Source organism: Enterococcus sp. DIV2379, assembly GCF_050542965.1.
Taxonomy (GTDB): Bacteria; Bacillota; Bacilli; order Lactobacillales; family Enterococcaceae; genus Enterococcus_D; species Enterococcus_D entomosocium.
Window position 1 is genome coordinate 1,668,726 of record NZ_CP172938.1, and the last position, 17,785, is coordinate 1,686,510.

General features: G+C 42.5%; 11 protein-coding genes. 9 read left to right on the forward strand and 2 right to left on the reverse strand.

The window, feature by feature from the left end:
* Positions 1-40 precede the first annotated feature (40 nt).
* Positions 41-1,492, reverse strand: coding sequence for an NAD-dependent succinate-semialdehyde dehydrogenase (locus IGI92_RS07720; protein WP_430608412.1), 1,452 nt, complete (start codon positions 1,490-1,492; stop codon positions 41-43).
* 215 nt (positions 1,493-1,707) lie between these two features.
* Here IGI92_RS07720 and lepB point away from each other — a divergent pair, with 215 nt between their 5' ends.
* The 6 genes from lepB to pheT all read left to right on the forward strand — a co-directional run bounded on the left by lepB (position 1,708) and on the right by pheT (position 13,883).
* Positions 1,708-2,256, forward strand: coding sequence for a signal peptidase I (gene lepB / locus IGI92_RS07725; protein WP_142424844.1), 549 nt, complete (start codon positions 1,708-1,710; stop codon positions 2,254-2,256).
* Between the two features lie 124 nt (positions 2,257-2,380).
* On the forward strand, positions 2,381-5,998 hold the full coding sequence (locus tag IGI92_RS07730) for a PD-(D/E)XK nuclease family protein (protein WP_430608413.1): 3,618 nt from the start codon (positions 2,381-2,383) through the stop codon (positions 5,996-5,998).
* On the forward strand, positions 5,991-9,668 hold the full coding sequence (gene addA / locus IGI92_RS07735) for a helicase-exonuclease AddAB subunit AddA (RefSeq protein WP_430608415.1): 3,678 nt from the start codon (positions 5,991-5,993) through the stop codon (positions 9,666-9,668). Before IGI92_RS07730 ends, addA begins: the two co-directional genes overlap by 8 nt.
* Positions 9,669-9,735: 67 nt before the next feature.
* Positions 9,736-10,056 carry a winged helix-turn-helix transcriptional regulator gene (locus IGI92_RS07740; protein ID WP_005226192.1) on the forward strand — a complete coding sequence of 107 codons (321 nt, stop codon included), beginning with the start codon at positions 9,736-9,738 and terminating at the stop codon, positions 10,054-10,056.
* Positions 10,057-10,415: 359 nt separating this feature from the next.
* Positions 10,416-11,462 (forward strand): phenylalanine--tRNA ligase subunit alpha, encoded by a 1,047-nt coding sequence (gene pheS, locus IGI92_RS07745; RefSeq protein WP_005236117.1) that lies wholly within the window; start codon positions 10,416-10,418, stop codon positions 11,460-11,462.
* Entirely contained in the window at positions 11,463-13,883 is a 2,421-nt protein-coding gene (gene pheT / locus IGI92_RS07750) for a phenylalanine--tRNA ligase subunit beta (RefSeq protein ID WP_430608416.1), read from the forward strand.
* A 402-nt stretch (positions 13,884-14,285) separates the two neighbouring features.
* Here the strand turns inward: pheT and trpS are convergent, their stop codons facing one another.
* Positions 14,286-15,293, reverse strand: coding sequence for a tryptophan--tRNA ligase (gene trpS, locus IGI92_RS07755; RefSeq protein WP_005236112.1), 1,008 nt, complete (start codon positions 15,291-15,293; stop codon positions 14,286-14,288).
* A gap of 267 nt (positions 15,294-15,560) precedes the next feature.
* Here trpS and IGI92_RS07760 point away from each other — a divergent pair, with 267 nt between their 5' ends.
* Genes IGI92_RS07760 through IGI92_RS07770 form a run of 3 tightly spaced genes read left to right on the forward strand, consistent with a single transcriptional unit; the run spans position 15,561 to position 17,785 of the window.
* A complete protein-coding gene (locus tag IGI92_RS07760; RefSeq protein WP_008381909.1) occupies positions 15,561-16,298 on the forward strand; it encodes an amino acid ABC transporter ATP-binding protein in 738 nt (245 codons plus the stop codon).
* An 18-nt stretch (positions 16,299-16,316) separates the two neighbouring features.
* The gene (locus IGI92_RS07765) at positions 16,317-17,126 is read left to right on the forward strand and encodes a transporter substrate-binding domain-containing protein (protein ID WP_008381907.1); all 810 of its coding nucleotides are present in this window, start codon (positions 16,317-16,319) and stop codon (positions 17,124-17,126) included.
* Between the two features lie 11 nt (positions 17,127-17,137).
* Complete coding sequence (locus IGI92_RS07770) at positions 17,138-17,785, forward strand: amino acid ABC transporter permease (RefSeq protein ID WP_005226186.1); 648 nt, start codon at positions 17,138-17,140, stop codon at positions 17,783-17,785.

A 17,785-nucleotide genomic window follows, 5' to 3' on the forward strand; every position in this document is an offset into this window, starting at 1 on the left:
TGTAAGAAAAAAGTCAGGCAAACGCGCCTGACTTTTTTTCTTACTGAGCATCAATGGCGATAAATTTGACAGTCACGTATTCTTCAGGACCATATTTGCCGTTTTCACGACCAAAACCGGAATCTTTGACGCCGCCGAAGGGAGCCGCCGGGTTTGAGATCGCAATGTCATTGACCCCAACCATCCCATATTGGAGGTTTTGGGCTACATCCGAGATTGTTTGCAGATTCGTTGAAAAGAAGTAAGAGGCTAATCCAAATTCCGTATCATTTGCCGCAGCGATGACTGCTTGTCGATCCGTAAATGAGATCAATGGAATCACGGGTCCAAAGGTTTCTTCATAGTAAATAGTCATGTCAGGAGTGATGCCGTCGATGACCGTTGGTGCAAAGAAGTTGCCTTTTTCGTATTCACCTTCAGTAAGCTTCTTCCCACCGAATAAGACTTTAGCCCCTTTATTTACCGCATCTTCCAGCTGGTCGATGATTTTTTCAACGCCTGCTTGATTGATCAAAGGACCAACGGTGGGGTTCTCTAAACCATTACCAACAGTTACGGCTTCCATTTGCCCTAATAGCTTTTTAGTAAAGGCTTCTTTGATGGATTCTTCGACAAAAATTCGATTGGGGGATGTACAGACCTGACCGTTGTTGCGGAATTTTGCTGCAATTAATTTTTCAGCAGCTAAATCTAAATCAGCATCAGCAAAAACAAGAAACGGGGCATGGCCGCCTAACTCCAATGAAACTTTTTTCAGAGTTGGTGCAGCTTGTTCGTATAATTTCATCCCAACTTTCGTGGAGCCGGTAAAGGTGATTTTTTTGACTTGTTTGTTCTCAGTCAATTCTTTCCCGATTTCAGAAGAATCCCCTAAGACGATATTGACGACTCCGTCAGGAAGGCCCGCTTGTTGAAAAAGTTCACCTAAAGCCAATGCTGATAGGGGTGTTTCTTTAGATGGTTTCATAACAAGGGTACAGCCAACTGCCATGGCAGGAGCGATTTTTCGAGCAATCATATTGGAAGGAAAGTTCCAAGGCGTGATCGCACCAACAACACCGATGGCTTCTTTACGCACCAGCCAATGATTGTGTGCAGGAGCTGGAATCACTTCGCCGTAGACCCGTTGTGCTTCGGCGGCATTCCAACGGAAATTGTCTACGTTGGATTGGATTTCTGCCGCTGCCTCCTTTAATGGTTTTCCTTGTTCCATACTCATAATTTTTGCCAAACGGTCGCTTTCTTGTTCCATTAAATCAGCAATCTTGTTCATCAAATCGGCTCGTTCTCGAGGCGAACGTTTTGACCAATCTGTGAAGGCTTTCGCGGCGGCATCGATCGCTTGCTTTGTTTCATCGATGCCTCCTTGGCTGACTTTTACCAGTTCTTCATTAGTGGCAGGATTGGTAACTGAAACCGACTCTTTTGTTCCTTCAAGCCATTTTCCGTCAATCAATAACTTCGTGGGCACTTGTGGTAACTGTTGGTTCATTTTGGCACTTCCTTTCAATAATGGGTTCTATTTCAACCCTAGCACTGATTAGATAAGATGACAATTCATACGCAAGTCCAATGATTCCCCAAATTTTCATAAAGAACCAGAGAGGAGATGTCCTGCTCCTTTCATTTTATGGTAGAATAGAAAAATAAGAATGTTTGTTCGATTCTTGGAAAATATAGTTAAAACATTCAAGGAGTGAGGGACGCGTGCAACAAGTAAAAGAGCTTTTAAAAACAGTAGGATTTGTCGTGATCTTTACTTTATTCCTCTTGTTATTAAGACAGTATGTCTTTACCCCTGTGATCGTAAAAGGAGATTCGATGGACCCCACATTACATGATGGTGAGCGGGTGATTGCTTTGAAAAATACCGAGATCGAACGTTTCGATATCATAACGTTTGAAGCACCGGATGAAGCAGGCAAAAACTATATCAAACGCGTAATCGGATTACCTGGCGACCAGGTTTCCTATCAAAACGACACCCTTTATATCAATGGACAAGCATATGAAGAACCCTACTTGGATGAATTCAAAGCAGCTGTCGCAGATGGCTTTCCGTTGACTAGTGATTTTGATATGGGGTTATTTGGTGTTGAAGTCATTCCTGAAGGTCAAATTTTAGTGTTAGGGGATAACCGTCGAATTTCCAAAGATAGTCGTCAATTAGGTCTGATCGATGAATCAACAATTTTGGGGGATGTAAAATTTGTTTTCTGGCCAATTGCCGATTTTGGTATGGTAGGCAAAGAATGAAATTCTGCGATTGTTATTTTGTTTTTAAGGAGAGTCTCTTAAAAATAAAGACGCATTCGAAAAAGCGTGTCGCTGATTTTTTAGTGGATTTTTTTAAAAGACGATGGAGAGAAGGAGTCCTTTCATGAGTTTACGATTTATTCTTGGCGATGGCCGTTGTCGTCATGATCAAGCAGTGATAGAAAATGCAAAAAGCTGGTTAGAAAAAGACCATCAAGAAGTATTTTTTCTGGTACCTAACTACAACAAATTTGAACGAGAGCGCGAGATCCTTCAATTACTGAAAGAGGATCGCGTAGAAGATTTTGCTTCTATTCGCGCGCAAGTGTATAGTTTTCACCGTTTGGCTTGGTTTTATCTGCAGCAAACCGGCTTGCTTTCTCAAAATGCCATCACTGAAAATGGTGCCTCCATGATCATGCGTAAGCTGCTTTTGGAACTAGAAGAAGAACTCGTCTTATACCGTGGTGAGATCAACAAAGCGGGTTTTATCCAACAATTGTTGGCTTTCTATCAAGAAATGCATACAAGTCGATTGGGGATCGAAGATTTATTAGCAGGTGGTGCTGCACCAAGCGCAACCCAAGACGAAGAAAAAAAATACAGTGAATTAGCGATAATTTTTCAACGATTTGAACAAGAACTTCTAGAGCGTGCCTTGCAAGTCGAACAACCGATCACCTTACTGACACGCTTTCTGGAAGGTTCCTTGCTGGATGATTCCTCGGTGGATTATGCAATGCCAACCACTGTGTCTTTGAACAAAGCGCCAGATCTTTCCCACGCCTTATTTATTATCAGCGGTTTCTCCGCTTTTTCAACACAAGAGCAACAGTTGATTCAAGTACTGATGAAGAGAAGTCATGTAGTGATTGATCTTATTTTGGATCGCGGGTACCCACAAGAGATGCCCACGCCATTGAATTTATTTTACGAAGCAGGACGGACCTATTATCAGTTGATCAGTTTTGCTCGTGACAATCAAGTGAACATTTACTTAGATCAGAAACTTTCCGTCAACCAAGAGGTGGACAAAGAAGACGAGGGATCGATCCCGCAGGCATACAAGGAAGTAGAAACTTTTTGGCGGCAGACCCAATCACAAGCCAATTATCATCAGCAGACGTCCGTCAAAGACTTCTTGGCTGTCTGGAAAGTTGGGAATCCCGAAGAAGAGATTCGTCAAATCGCAGCGTCGATCCGCGGGAGGATGAGTGATAAGAAACGGTACCCAACATTACGGTATCGTGATATCCAATTACTGATCGCCGAACCAGAAGTCTATCATCAGTATATTCCTAAAATTTTTACTGAGTTTGAGATTCCTTTTTATATCGATGAAGAGCAGATGATGGCGCAACATCCATTGGTTGAGTTTTTGAATGCTTTTTTTGCTTGCCAATCGTATGGTTTTCGCTTAAATGATATTTTACGGTTGCTTAGAACGGAACTTTACTTACCGGCAGCCTATCGCTCCGAAGCAGATTGGCTTGTTGGGCGTGACCAGTTTCGTAAGTTGGTGGATATTACCGAGAACAAAGCGCTGGCTCATGATTTCCAAGGAGCAAGTTGGACGAGAAACGAAGATTGGGAACTGATTGAGTATTTACAATCGGAAGAAGAGCAGACGGATAAAGTGGATTTGACAGCGTATACCAACCAGTTGCGCAGGGCCTTTAAACAAGATGTTGCTGATACTCTAGACTGGCTGACAGCAGCTAGAACAAATCGAGATGCCGTAGAACTGCTGTATCGCTTTTTACTGAATGCGGGTGTCGAGCAACAGCTGAGGCATTGGCGAGACCAGGCAATCCAACAAGGAAAATTAGATCAAGCCCGCAATCATGAACAAGCATGGCAAGCTTTAATGGATCTGCTGGATGAGTATGCCACGATCTATGGAGATGAGCCCTTTGATTTTGCGCTCTTTGAAGATGTCTTATTGATTGGCTTAGAAAATGTCACATTCGGAAAGATCCCAACAGCGATCGACCAAGTCAACATCAACCGCCTTGATTTGGCACGTCCGAAACAAGCGAAGATCACATTTGCACCGGGATTGAATGAAACGGCTTTGCCAAGAAAAATGGAAAATAAAACATTGTTGACGAATGAAGAACGTCAGCATTTCAATCAGTTATTCAATGGTGAAAAATACCTTAGAGATACAGTGGTGGAAGGCAGTGTCAAAGAACCATTTGCCTTTTATTCTGTCTTGCTTTCAGCGACAGAGCACTTATCACTGTCCTATGCCGTTAATTTTGATACACAGCAAAACATCAAGATGTCGCCTTATTTAGACCGCGTGGTCAAGCATTTGGATGTACCACTGCAAGAGCGGGGGATCTTGGCGCTAGTCAGTGACCCGAGAGACTATGTTGGCAGTTATCGTGGCCTGATCTACCAAATCAATAATCTCAGTCAGCAAGCGCAAAAAAACAAAGAGAATTTGCCTCGAGTGTGGGAGCAACTGAAACAAGCGCTGTTACGTTCGGAATGGACAGATTTAGCTGCCCAAGTATTTGAAAGCCAAACCCATCAAAATATTCCGATTCCTTTGTCTCAAGCACAAGCTGCGGCGCTATATGGCCCGTCGATCTACAGCTCCATTTCTCAGATGGAGACGTTCTATCAGTGTGAATACAAGTATTTCGTCAGCTACGGATTACGGTTAAAAGAACGGGAAGTTTATGGCTTAAATCCAGCAATGACCGGTGAGTTTTTCCATGATGCGTTGGACCGCTTTGTCAAAGTCCTAATTGCTGAAAATATTTCCTTGACCCAGTTAACTGCTGACCAACGCGTGCAATTTGTGGAAGTCGTTTTGCAGGAAATTTTTGGCGAAAGCCGTTATCGCTTACTGACGAGTTCTGCTCGGATGAATTTTATTCGGTATCAATTAGGCAAGACGATTCAGCGAGTAGCGTGGGCATTAGCGAAACAAGGACAAAAAATGCATTTTAGTCCTGAAAAGACGGAGGTGCTGTTCGGCCAGATCGCTGGCTCAAATGGGATTAACGGGATCGAATTACCATTAAGTTCTGGCGGGAAACTACATGTGCGGGGGAAGATTGATCGTGTCGATACGGCGAAAACGGAAGAAGAACAATGGCTTTCCGTTGTTGACTATAAATCTAGCAGCCGAGATTTTGACCTTTCTGAAGCCTACTACGGACTTGCGATGCAGTTGATCACGTATCTCGACGTCGCATTGACGGATGCTGTCCAACTGGTTGGTTCGCCAAAGGTTCGACCAGCGGGGGCATATTATCTGCATGTGCATAATCCGCTTTTGGACGGACAAGAAGCCAGTGAAGAAGAACGTTTAAAACGTTTCAAGTATGACGGGTTGTTTATTGACGAACCGGCTGTTTTCCCGTTACTCGATGAGGAAGTTGAAGCCAGCAAAAATTCGCCGGTATTTCCTGTTCGGAAAGACAAAAACGGCAATTATCAAAAAACAACACAGGCGAAAAACAAGTTTTATACAGAAGAAGAGCTTGAACTATTAAGAAAACACAATCGGAAAAATATGCAACAAAGTGGTGAGAAGCTGTTGAGCGGTGAAATCGCCTTAAACCCGTCTTATAAATTAAAAGACAAAAAAAGGGCGTGTGAGTTTTGTCCGTTTCGCAGCATCTGTGACTTTGATGTATTATTGAAAGAAAATGAGTACCACCGTTTAGAAAACTTATCTAAAGATGAGATTATCCATCGCTTAAGGGAGGAAGAAGATGAGTAAGATCCCTTTAAAACCGCAAAATGAAACCTTTACGGATACCCAATGGCAAGCCATTTTTGATAAAGGGGATAATATCCTCGTTTCCGCTTCAGCGGGTTCAGGTAAAACCACCGTTTTGGTTCGGCGAGTGATTGAAAAGCTAAAAGCAGGAACGACGATCGATTCTTTACTGATCGTGACCTTTACCGAAGCAGCTGCTCGAGAAATGAAAGAACGGATTCAAGCGGCATTGCAGCAGGCCATCAATCAAGAAAGTGACGAGCAAAAGCGCCAGCACTTCGTCCGTCAGCTGCAGCTATTGCCGACAGCTAACATTTCTACCTTGCATGCGTTTTGTTTAACTGTGATTCGGCGTTTTTATTATTTGATCGATTTAGATCCAAATTTCCGCATGATGACTGATGAAACCGAAATTTTATTGATGAAAGAAGAAATCTGGACACAGCTGAGAGATCAACAATATGAAGCCAATGATGAAGCGTTCTTTCGTTTGACGGAAAATTTTTCTAGTGATCGTTCCGATGAAGGCGTCGGGGATCTGATCCTGTCTCTTTATGACTTTGCCCGAGCAAATCCGGATCCAGTAAACTGGTTAGCTCATCTAAGTGATCACTATATCGGCAAAGAAACCTTTGCTGAAAATACCCTGTACCAATCGCAAATCAAGCCGACTTTGCAAGAAAACTTGAAGACAGCGGCGCATTTGCTGCAGGCGGCGCAAGACTATGCCCGTTCTGATGAAGCGATGGAAAAAGCGGCACTATTGATCGATACCGAATTAGGAATGGTGGAAACCTTAAAGGCTCTGCTTGATTCAGACGATGTTGATGGCTTCTATGAGCAAATCCAAGTGTTGCGTTTTGCTCGCTACCCAGCTTTTCGCAAACCAGAACAAAAGGAACTCTCTCAAGAAATTAAACCTTTGCGAGATGATGCGAAAAAATTGGTTGAGCAATTGAAAGCGGCCTTTCCATACCCACCGGCTGAAATGATGGAGCTGCTTCATCGGTCCGCACCTGTCGTTGAAAAAATGGCAGCTATGACCGAAGCGTTTATGAAAGCATTCCAAGAAAGGAAACTTTCAAAAGGCCGTTTAGACTTTAATGATTTGGAACATTTCACCTTGCAGATTTTACAAGGAGACGGTAGTGGAAGTGAAGCGTCGACCTATTATCGTGATCGCTTTGAAGAAGTTTTAGTCGATGAATATCAAGACGTCAATCGGCTGCAAGAGGCAATTTTATATTGGGTGAGACAAGTCGATCATAACCCCGGCAATATGTTTATGGTGGGGGATGTAAAGCAGTCGATCTATTCGTTTCGACTAGCAGATCCGACGCTATTTATCGAAAAATACTTGGCATTTGAAACGGAGAATGGTGGGCGGAGAATCGTCTTAGCAGAAAATTTCCGTTCTCGCTCCGACGTATTGGATTTTACGAATCTAGTTTTTCAACAGCTGATGGATGAACGGGTTGGACAAATCCCTTATGATGAGGCGGCAGCCTTGATTACCGGTTTTCCTCATTTTCCAGAAAGCGACGCCTTTGCCACAGAGCTCTTGTTATATGAAAAAGAGCATGAATCCGAAGAACAATTGATCGATGACAAAACAGAGGGTGAAATGCAGATTACTGCATTGAAGATTCGAGAGTTGATTGAATCAAAATTCATGATCTATGACAAAAAAGCCAAAACAAATCGACCAATCACTTACAACGATATCGTCTTATTGACCCCTACACGTAAAAACAATCTTGTCATTTTAGATGTCTTTAAGCAGTTTGGGATTCCGATGGCGGTCAATGATGCTCAAAACTATTTTCAGGCAACGGAAATCCAAACCGTCGTTTCTTTGCTGCAAATCATTGACAATCCGTACCAAGATATCCCCCTTGTGGCGGTCTTGCGTTCGCCAATCGTCGGCCTAACAGAAGATCAATTGGCTGAGATCCGTTTAGCGAATCGTTCCAGCGACTACTATGATGCAGTATTGGATTATCATGTTCAAAAAGAAGAGTCACCCTTGTGGCAAACGTTGGATGGGTTTTTAGCCAAACTAAATCAATGGCGCGAAGAAGCACGCAGATTACCGATCCCAACCTTATTATGGCAAATCTATGAAGATACTGCTTACTTGGATTATGTTGTGGGACTTCCTGCAGGACAGCAGCGTTATGCAAATTTAGTGGCATTGATCCACAGAGCTGAAAAATACGAAAAGAGCAGTTTCCGTGGTTTGTACCAATTCATTCGCTTCATCGAAAAAATGCAAGAAAAAAACAAAGATTTGGCGGAGCCTGTGGCTACTCCTGTAGAAGATGCCGTTCGAGTGATGACCGTTCATGCAAGTAAAGGCTTGGAATTCCCTGTTGTGTTCTTACTGGATACAACAAAATTCTTTAACTACCAAGATTTTCAAAAGCGCTATATCTTTGAAGAACAGCTGGGGGCTGGGATCCAATATGTGAATCCAGCAGAAAACCTTAAATTTGAGACACTGCCGTTTCAAGCCATCAAGCAAGTTCGTTTGAAAAAAGCCTTGTCAGAAGAAATGCGAAAATTATACGTAGCATTGACACGAGCAGAGCAGAAGCTTTTTTTAGTGGGCTCCTATAAAAATCAAGCGGATGCCTTTAAGACTTGGCAATCTGGCCTGACACAAGCCGAGTTGGTTCTTGATCCTGCATTACGGCTTGTTGCCCGGGGGAGCTTGATGGATTGGGTCGGACGGACCCTGATGCGCCATCCAGATATGGAAGCAGTATTCTCTGAAGCGTCAGAGCGCAAGCGGACGATCGATCATCCTGCTCATTTTCGTCTGTCATGGTGGAATCAAGAAACGATCACGCAACAAGTCCAAGAGACCCTTGTGCCAGTCGAGGAGTCTAAACGATTGCTTGCGCCAGATAGCAATATCGATGATCTTTTGAAACGCCTAGCATATCGCTATCCTTATCAAAAAGCGACCCAAACGACTAGTTATCAATCTGTATCAGAATTGAAAAGACTCTATAACGATCCCGATGATCAACAGACCACTTTGTTGGAATGGCGGTCGGTTTCCGAGAAGACGAATCCTCAGCAATATCGCTACGTACAGGATGAATTGGCGAAACCGAAATTTCTGCAAGAAACGAAGCCTCTCGCCAGCAGTATCGGGACAGCAACACATACGGTTTTGCAAATGATCCCATTAGGAATGACGCCAACACAAGATACTTTGGAGCTCCTGATTGCTGAACTCGTGAAAAAGCAATTTTTTTCTGAAGAAATCGCCAAAAAAATTGACCGATCGAGCATTTTGTGGTTTTATCAAACTGAACTAGGTGAACTGCTGAACCGATCCTCTGATGTGGTGAAGCGGGAGCAGCCGTTTTCGATGCTAAAAGAGGCTGATACGATCTTTGAAGGGTTTGACGAACCAGATGCGCCGCTTTTGATCCATGGTATTATCGACGGCTATATTGAATTGGCGGATGAAATCATTTTATATGACTTTAAAACAGATGATGTTTTCGGCAGTCAGGCTCAGATTGAAAAGAAAATGCGCGAACGATATTATGGTCAATTGAAACTCTACTGCCAAGCATTGGAGAAAGCATTGAACAAACCAGTGAAACAGACCTATTTAGTGCTGTTAAAACCTAAAATGATCGTGGCATTCTAGCTGATCGATCCTAGTTTCTTACAATTCGTAAGTCATATGCTATAATAGGTAAAAGAGGTGATGGAGAATGATAAAAGTAGAATCGGATTACGCCCTTTGTCCTAAATTTGAAAAAGCTTTTTCTATTTTAGGCAAAAAGTGGAACGGCTTGATCATTGATGTCCTTCTTGAAGACGGCAAACAAAGATTTGTTGAGTTAGCAAACAAGATTCCTCAAGTGAGTGATCGGGTGTTAGTCGAACGCTTGAAAGAATTAGAGCGGGAAGAAATTGTCTGCAAAGAAAACAATCTTTACTGCTTGACGCCAAGAGGTATTGCTCTTGAAAAGAGTATGATGAGTGTGAAGCGTTGGGCAGAAACCTGGGTGCGTGAGGAAGAATGCAGTTGATTTCTCACCGGAAATTAGGTAAACTAAGCTTAAATGAATAGATAAAAAGCGTTGATAGAAACTAGTAATTTGGCTGAATCAGAAAAAGGGAGACTTGTCACAGACTGAAAGCAAGTCCTGTATTCGAAAAATGAATTTCACTTCTGGAGCTTGCTGATTACAGTCAGTCGGCAGTTTTGCTGTCGTTAGCCGAAGTGAGTGCGCGGTTTTTTTCGCGAATGAGGATGGTAACACGAGACGTCGTTCCTTTTTTTAAGGGATGATGTCTTTTTTTGTCTTTATACGAATGATACTCACTTTATTCAGTCAATCCAGTCTTTTTATTCTTACACTATTCACAGCATAGAAGGAGGAAATACATGTCTTTACAAGAGAAATTAGAAGCATTGAAGGAAACGACATTGCTTAAAATCAAAGAAAGTCCAACCATGAATGACTTAAATCAGATTCGAGTGGAAGTGCTTGGAAAAAAAGGTCCCATAACAGAAGTTCTGCGGGGAATGAAAGATCTTTCTGCGGAAGAACGGCCGAAGGTGGGGAGCTATGCCAACGAGATTCGTGATATCTTGACAGAAGCGATTGAAGAAGCCAAGACGTCTATCGAAGCAGCAAACTTGGAAAAAGCTCTTGCTGAAGAATCCATCGACGTGACGTTGCCTGGTAAAAAGATGGACCGAGGAACACGCCATGTGCTAACGCAAATCATGGAAGAAATCGAAGATATCTTTGTTGGTATGGGCTACCAAGTAGTCGAAGGTTACGAAGTGGAAAAAGATCATTACAACTTCGAACGGATGAATCTGCCAAAGGATCATCCAGCCAGAGACATGCAAGATACTTTTTATATTTCAGAGGAAGTGCTGATTCGAACCCATACGTCACCAGTGCAAGCGAGAACAATGGAGACTCATGATTTTTCTAAAGGGCCGCTGCGGATGATCTCACCCGGGAAAGTTTTCCGTCGTGACACAGATGATGCGACCCATAGCCACCAATTCCATCAAATTGAAGGTTTGGTAATCGATAAGAATATTACGATGGGTGACTTAAAAGGAACCTTAGAAGTCATGATGCAAAAAATGTTTGGGGAAGATCGCCAAATTCGCTTGCGACCAAGCTATTTCCCTTTCACAGAACCATCGGTCGAAGTCGATGTCAGCTGCTTCAAGTGCGGTGGTGCCGGTTGTAATGTTTGTAAACAAACTGGCTGGATCGAGATCCTCGGTGCTGGAATGGTGCATCCTAACGTCTTAGAAATGTCAGGGATCGATCCAACCCAATATTCAGGATTTGCTTTTGGTTTAGGTCCTGATCGAGTGGCAATGCTGCGCTACGGCGTGAACGACATTCGCCAATTCTATCAAAATGATGTGCGTTTCATTCGCCAGTTCAAGGGGGAACAATAAATGTTAGTATCATACAAATGGTTAAATGAATACCTTGATCTGTCTGAGATCACACCCAAAGAGCTGGCGGATAAAATGTCAGTGACGGGGATCGAAGTCGAAGGTATTGACGTGCCTGAAGAGGGTTTAAAAAAAATCGTTGTCGGAGAAGTGACCGACTGCCGACCACATCCAGATTCTGATCATCTATCAATTTGCCAAGTAAATATTGGCGAGGATGAAGACTCACAGATCGTTTGTGGTGCGCCGAATGTCAAAAGCGGCATCAAAGTCATCGTGGCATTACCAGGCTCTCGAATCGCGGGCAACGTAAAAATCAAAAAGGGCAAGATGCGGGGAGAAGTTTCCAACGGCATGATTTGTTCGTTGCAAGAGTTGGGATATGCAGATAGCGTGATTCCCAAAGAATACGCAGAAGGAATCTATTATTTACCAGCAGAAGCAGAAGTAGGAACACCAGTTTTTCCTTATCTTGATATGGATGATCACATTATCGAATTATCGATCACTCCGAATCGTGCGGATGCGTTGAGCATGCGGGGGGTTGCTTATGAAGTCGGTGCAATCTATCGGCAAACACCGAAGTTTCCTGAAATTGCGCTTACCGAAAGTGAAGTAGCTGCTGCCGATAAAATTCAGGTGAAGGTCACTGAAGTAACGGATGCACCCGCCTACCAAATTCGAATCATTGATGGCGTAACGATCGCCCCAAGTCCACAATGGCTGCAAAATCGCTTGATGAATGAAGGCATTCGTCCAATCAATAATGTCGTGGACGTGACGAATTATATCTTACTGTTATTTGGTCAACCATTGCATGCTTTTGATTATCAAAAGCTAGACAGCAAGGAAATACTGGTACGTCGCGGCAAAGAAAATGAAAGCCTGGTTACCTTAGATGGAGAAACTCGTCAGCTTTCCCCAGAAGACATCGTTATCACCAACGGAACGACACCCGTTGCGCTCGCAGGCGTCATGGGAGGTCTTGATTCTGAAATCACGGAAACGACGACCACAGTCGCTTTAGAAGCGGCCTTGTTCGATCCATTAGCGATTCGTTTGACTTCGAAAAAATTCAATTTAAGAAGCGAATCATCCGCTCGTTTTGAAAAAGGGATCAACCAAGCAACGGTTGCAAAAGCTTGTGATGCAGCAGCAGCACTGATTGCGGAACTTGCTGGCGGAACGGTCTTGAAAGAGGCAGTAATAGGTTCCCAAGTAGCAGTAGAACCTGTGGAGGTTGCGATTACTTTAGCACGGATCAATAGCTATTTAGGCACAGAAATCACTGATGAAGAAGTGCAAGAAATCTTTGATGCATTAGGCTTTGGTCATCGTCAAGAAGCAGACAGCTATATTGTTTCAGTCCCACCTCGTCGTTGGGATATTACGATCGAAGCAGATATCATTGAAGAAGTGGCGCGTATTTACGGTTATGATCGTTTGCCATCGACTTTACCGCAAGGAGAAACGGTTGCCGGTCATTTAACCAAAGCGCAACGTCTGACTAGAGAAGTTCGGACTCTTTTGGAAGGCAACGGGGTCAGTGAAGCCATCAGCTATGCTTTGACAACGGAAGAGAAGGCGCAACAATTTACGGATAAATCGAGCCAAGTGACTCGATTGGATTGGCCAATGACCGAAGAGCGTGCCGTCTTGCGCTTGAATCTGATTTCAGGTTTGTTAGACGACGTTGCGTACAATTTGGCACGTAAAAACAATCGTGTTGCTTTATATGAAATTGGTCGCGTCTTCTATCAAACGGGCGACAGTAAACACGAACTGCCAACAGAAGTCAATCACTTAGGGCTAGCATTGACGGGAAATATCCATGAGAAAGACTGGCAAACCCAAGCTCAAAAAGTTGATTTCTTCCATTTGAAAGGCATTTTAGAAAATCTTTTTGATTCGTTGGCATTAACCGACCGTATTCGTTATCAAAAAACGGCAGATATCAAAGAGATGCATCCTGGGCGTACGGCAAGGATCTTGCTAGATGACCTAGAAATCGGCTTCTTGGGACAAGTCCACCCATCGATCACCAAAGCCTACGAAGTGAGTGAAACCTATGTTGCTGAATTGAACTTAGATCAGTTGTTAGCAGCTAAAACAGAACAATTGGTCTATCAACCAGTTTCTAAGTTCCCATCAGTGACCCGAGATATGGCACTCTTGCTCGATGAAACGATCGATAACCAATCCGTGATGGAAATCATTCGTGAAAGTGCAGGTCGCTTCTTAAGTGATATTCGTTTATTCGATGTTTATCAAGGGAAAAACATTGAAGCAGGTAAAAAATCTCTAGGGTACAGTCTGACCTTTAGCAATCCGGAAGCTACCCTGACGGATGAAGAGATCAATCAAGCAATAGCGAAAATTACTCGTAACTTAGAAGAAAACGTTCAAGCAGAAATCCGCTAATCAAATAAGTAGAAAAACGTTCTCCACCATACAAAGAAGTTGGGTGGGGAACGTTTTTCTACTATTATAATAGATGCTCAGATGACACAAGAATGTTAGGAGTTGAGTGAAAGCCGTAAAAGATTTCTCTATAGAAGGCAATCCAGTTTTTTTGGTACAACCTTTTTTAAACACTAGCTAGGCTGAAAAAATACATTTTCTAATCAGCGTTTTATGAAGTTATTTTTTAGGACAGCTCTCTTGGTTATTGCGCAAGAAACAGCATCAAATCAAAATACACAAAGTGTCAGTCTGGGGAGGAAGTGTTCTCGTGAAATCTAACACAGAGTTTGTACATATGTTTTGCATGAAAGAATTCATTCCGATTTGTAAACAAAAAAACAAGCCGTAAAGGCTTGTTTTTTAAGCAAAGTAATTGATGCCCATTGCATTTTTGACTTCAGCTAACGTCTGAGCGGCAACTTGTTCAGCTTTTTCACTACCAAGTTTTAGTAAGTTCATCACTTCACCGGGATCTTTGGCAAAAGCTTCACGGCGCTCACGAATGGGTGCAAATTCGGCTTCCAGAACATCAATCAAATAGCGTTTGATTTTGACATCGCCTAATCCACCACGGGTGTAATGTTCTTTTAATTCAGCAATTTTTTCTTTTTCGGTACCAAATACATCAAGATAAGTGAAGACCATATTGCCTTCAACTTGTCCGGGGTCGTTGACATGAATGTGATTTGGGTCCGTGTACATGCTCATCACTTTCTTTTGTAATACATCGGCTGGATCAGCTAAGTAAATACCGTTGTTCAATGATTTGCTCATTTTCCCGTTCCCATCGATCCCCGCTAAACGTCCCATGCCTTTTGGCGGTAAAACCGCTTTTGGTTCGACTAATACTTCACTATACGTAGAATTAAAACTATGCACGATTTCTTGCGTTTGTTCCAGCATTGGTTTTTGATCTTCGCCGACTGGGACTAAATTTGCTTTAAAAGCGGTGATATCCGCTGCTTGAGAGACAGGATAGATGAAGAAACCAGAAGGAACGCCTTCACCAAATTTTTTTTGTTCAATTTCGGCTTTAACGGTTGGATTGCGTCGTACTCGAGCAACACTGACTAGATTGAGATAATACATCGTCAATTCAGAGAGCTGAGGGATTTGCGATTGAATAAACATCGTTGTTTTTGCTGGATCCAATCCAACGGCTAAATAATCCAAAGCAACTTCTAAAATATTCGCTGAGACCTTCTCAGGTGTTTTCGCATTATCTGTTAGTGCCTGCATGTCAGCGACCATGATATAAAGCTGATTTTCAGGGTCAGCTTGCATTTCGACCCGTTTTTTTAAAGACCCCACATAATGGCCAAGATGCAATTTGCCAGTTGGGCGGTCGCCAGTTAAAATCGTATTCACTTTTTTTCCACCTTTTCCTTTGTTATATGGTTTATCTTACCTTTTTTTAGCAAAAGAAACAACCGGTTCTCCTTGTGATCTGATGGGGTGAGAAAAATTTTCATGGACAAAAACCTCACATCAAAGTAAAATAGCACTTGTCTTTTCAGAAATAAGGGGGGAACATTGGAAAAGAACCTTTACAAATGAAAAAAGATTGAGCTATAATATGAATCAAATCTTTCCAATTACTCATTTAATTTTAAAAAAAGCTAGGAGTGTGAATCAATGGCAATGATCGAATTTAAGAACGTAGAGAAATATTACGGAAAGTTCCATGCATTAAAAAACATCAACCTTGAATTTGAAAAAGGTGAGGTCGTTGTTGTTATCGGGCCTTCAGGATCTGGTAAAAGTACAATGCTCCGTACGATTAATGGTCTAGAAACCATTTCAGGTGGTCAATTATTGGTCAATGGTAAGAACTTGTTTGACAAAGATGTCAAAATGACAGAAATTAGAAAAAACATCGGCATGGTGTTTCAACATTTCAACTTGTATCCAAATAAAACCGTGTTAGAAAATATTACGTTGGCACCGATTAAAGTATTAAAACAAAATGAGCAAGAAGCCATCAATTTGGCGGAAAAACTTCTTGATCGGGTAGGGATGTTAGATAAAAAAGATTCCTATCCTTCCATGTTATCCGGCGGACAACAGCAGCGGGTCGCAATTGCCAGAGGGCTTGCGATGAAACCAGAGATGCTGCTTTTTGATGAGCCAACGTCGGCATTGGATCCAGAAATGATTGGTGATGTATTGGATGTCATGAAGAAAATTGCCAGTGAAGGTATGTCCATGATCGTTGTTACCCATGAAATGAGCTTTGCCCGTGAAGTAGCAGATCGAATCGTCTTTATGGCGGAAGGACAAGTCTTAGAAGACCGGCGCGATGTCGATGGATTCTTTGATGCACCCAGAGACGAACGTGCAAAACAATTCTTGAGTAAAGTCACAAATCATTAAGCAATAGGAGGAACCCTTATGAGAAAGAAAATATTTTCCTTTCTAGTCTTAGCCTTTGCCCTTGTGACTTTCTCAGGTTGTAAAGGACAAAGTGCCGCAGATATCGATATTTTAGAAAACAGCAAAGAGACGAATCAGATCGTTTGGGGCGTAAAAAACGATACCCGTCTTTTTGGATTGATGGATATCGCGACTAGAGAAGTACGGGGATTCGATATTGATATCGCTCGTGCAATCACTGAGAAAATTTTAGGTCGTGATGGCAATGCCATCTTTGTTGAAGTTACCTCAAAAACCCGGATTCCTCTTTTGAAAAACGGCAACATCGATGCAATCATCGCCACGATGACTATCACGGAAGAACGTAAAAAACAGGTCGATTTTTCCGATGTCTACTTTGATGCAGGTCAATCTTTATTAGTTGCCAAAGACAGTCCTATTCAAGGGATCGAAGATTTGACCGCAGACACCACTGTATTGGTCGTTAAAGGCTCTACCTCAGCTGTGAACATCCGTGAAGCAGCACCAGAAGCGCAAATTTTAGAACTTGAGAATTATGCGGAAGCCTTTACTGCTTTACAATCTGGTCAAGGGGATGCTATGACCACGGATAATGCGATCTTATTAGGGATGGCGAGTGAAAATCCCAATTACCATTTAGTTGGCGAAACTTTTACAGAAGAACCTTATGGGATTGCCATCAATAAAGGACAAAAGCCGTTTCTTGATGCAGTGAATCAAGCCTTGCGGGAAATGCGTGAAGATGGAACCTATGATGAGATATACAACAAGTGGTTCCCTGAAGACGAATCAGGAAAAGTAGAGTAGGAGGAAACTGAATGGTTGAATTATTTCAAACGTATACCGGTCAGTTTATTGAAGGCTTTAAATACACAGTCATGGCGAGTTTGATCGCACTGTTTTTTAGTCTTTTGATCGGAACCTTAATGGCAATTTTTCAGTTGTCAGACAATCGCCTCATCAAAGGGATTGCCAAAGCGTATGTTGAGTTTTTTAGAAATATTCCCTTATTGATCATCGTGATGTTCTTTTATGTCGTTGTGCCAATGTATTGGGTTTCTTTTGACGGTTTTCAAGCGGGAACGATTGGCTTAACGATCTATACATCGGCATTTATCGCTGAGACGATCCGGTCAGGGATTCAAACGGTTCCTAAAGGCCAGATGGAAGCTTCCTTGTCTTCTGGTTTTACGTACAGCCAAGCGATGCGTTACATTATTTTGCCTCAGGCTTTTAAGATCGTCGTACCGCCGTTAGGCAATCAATTTATCAATCTTGTTAAAAACTCATCAATTTTGGCGATGGTCGCAGGATTAGATATTATGTATCAAGGGGATTTGATCGCAAGTGAGACCTTCAATACATTCGATACGTATATCATTGTTGGTCTTTTCTATTTGATCATTACCCTACCATTGTCTTATTTGATGGTTTACTTGGAACGGCGTTGGGCTGTCCGCTCATAG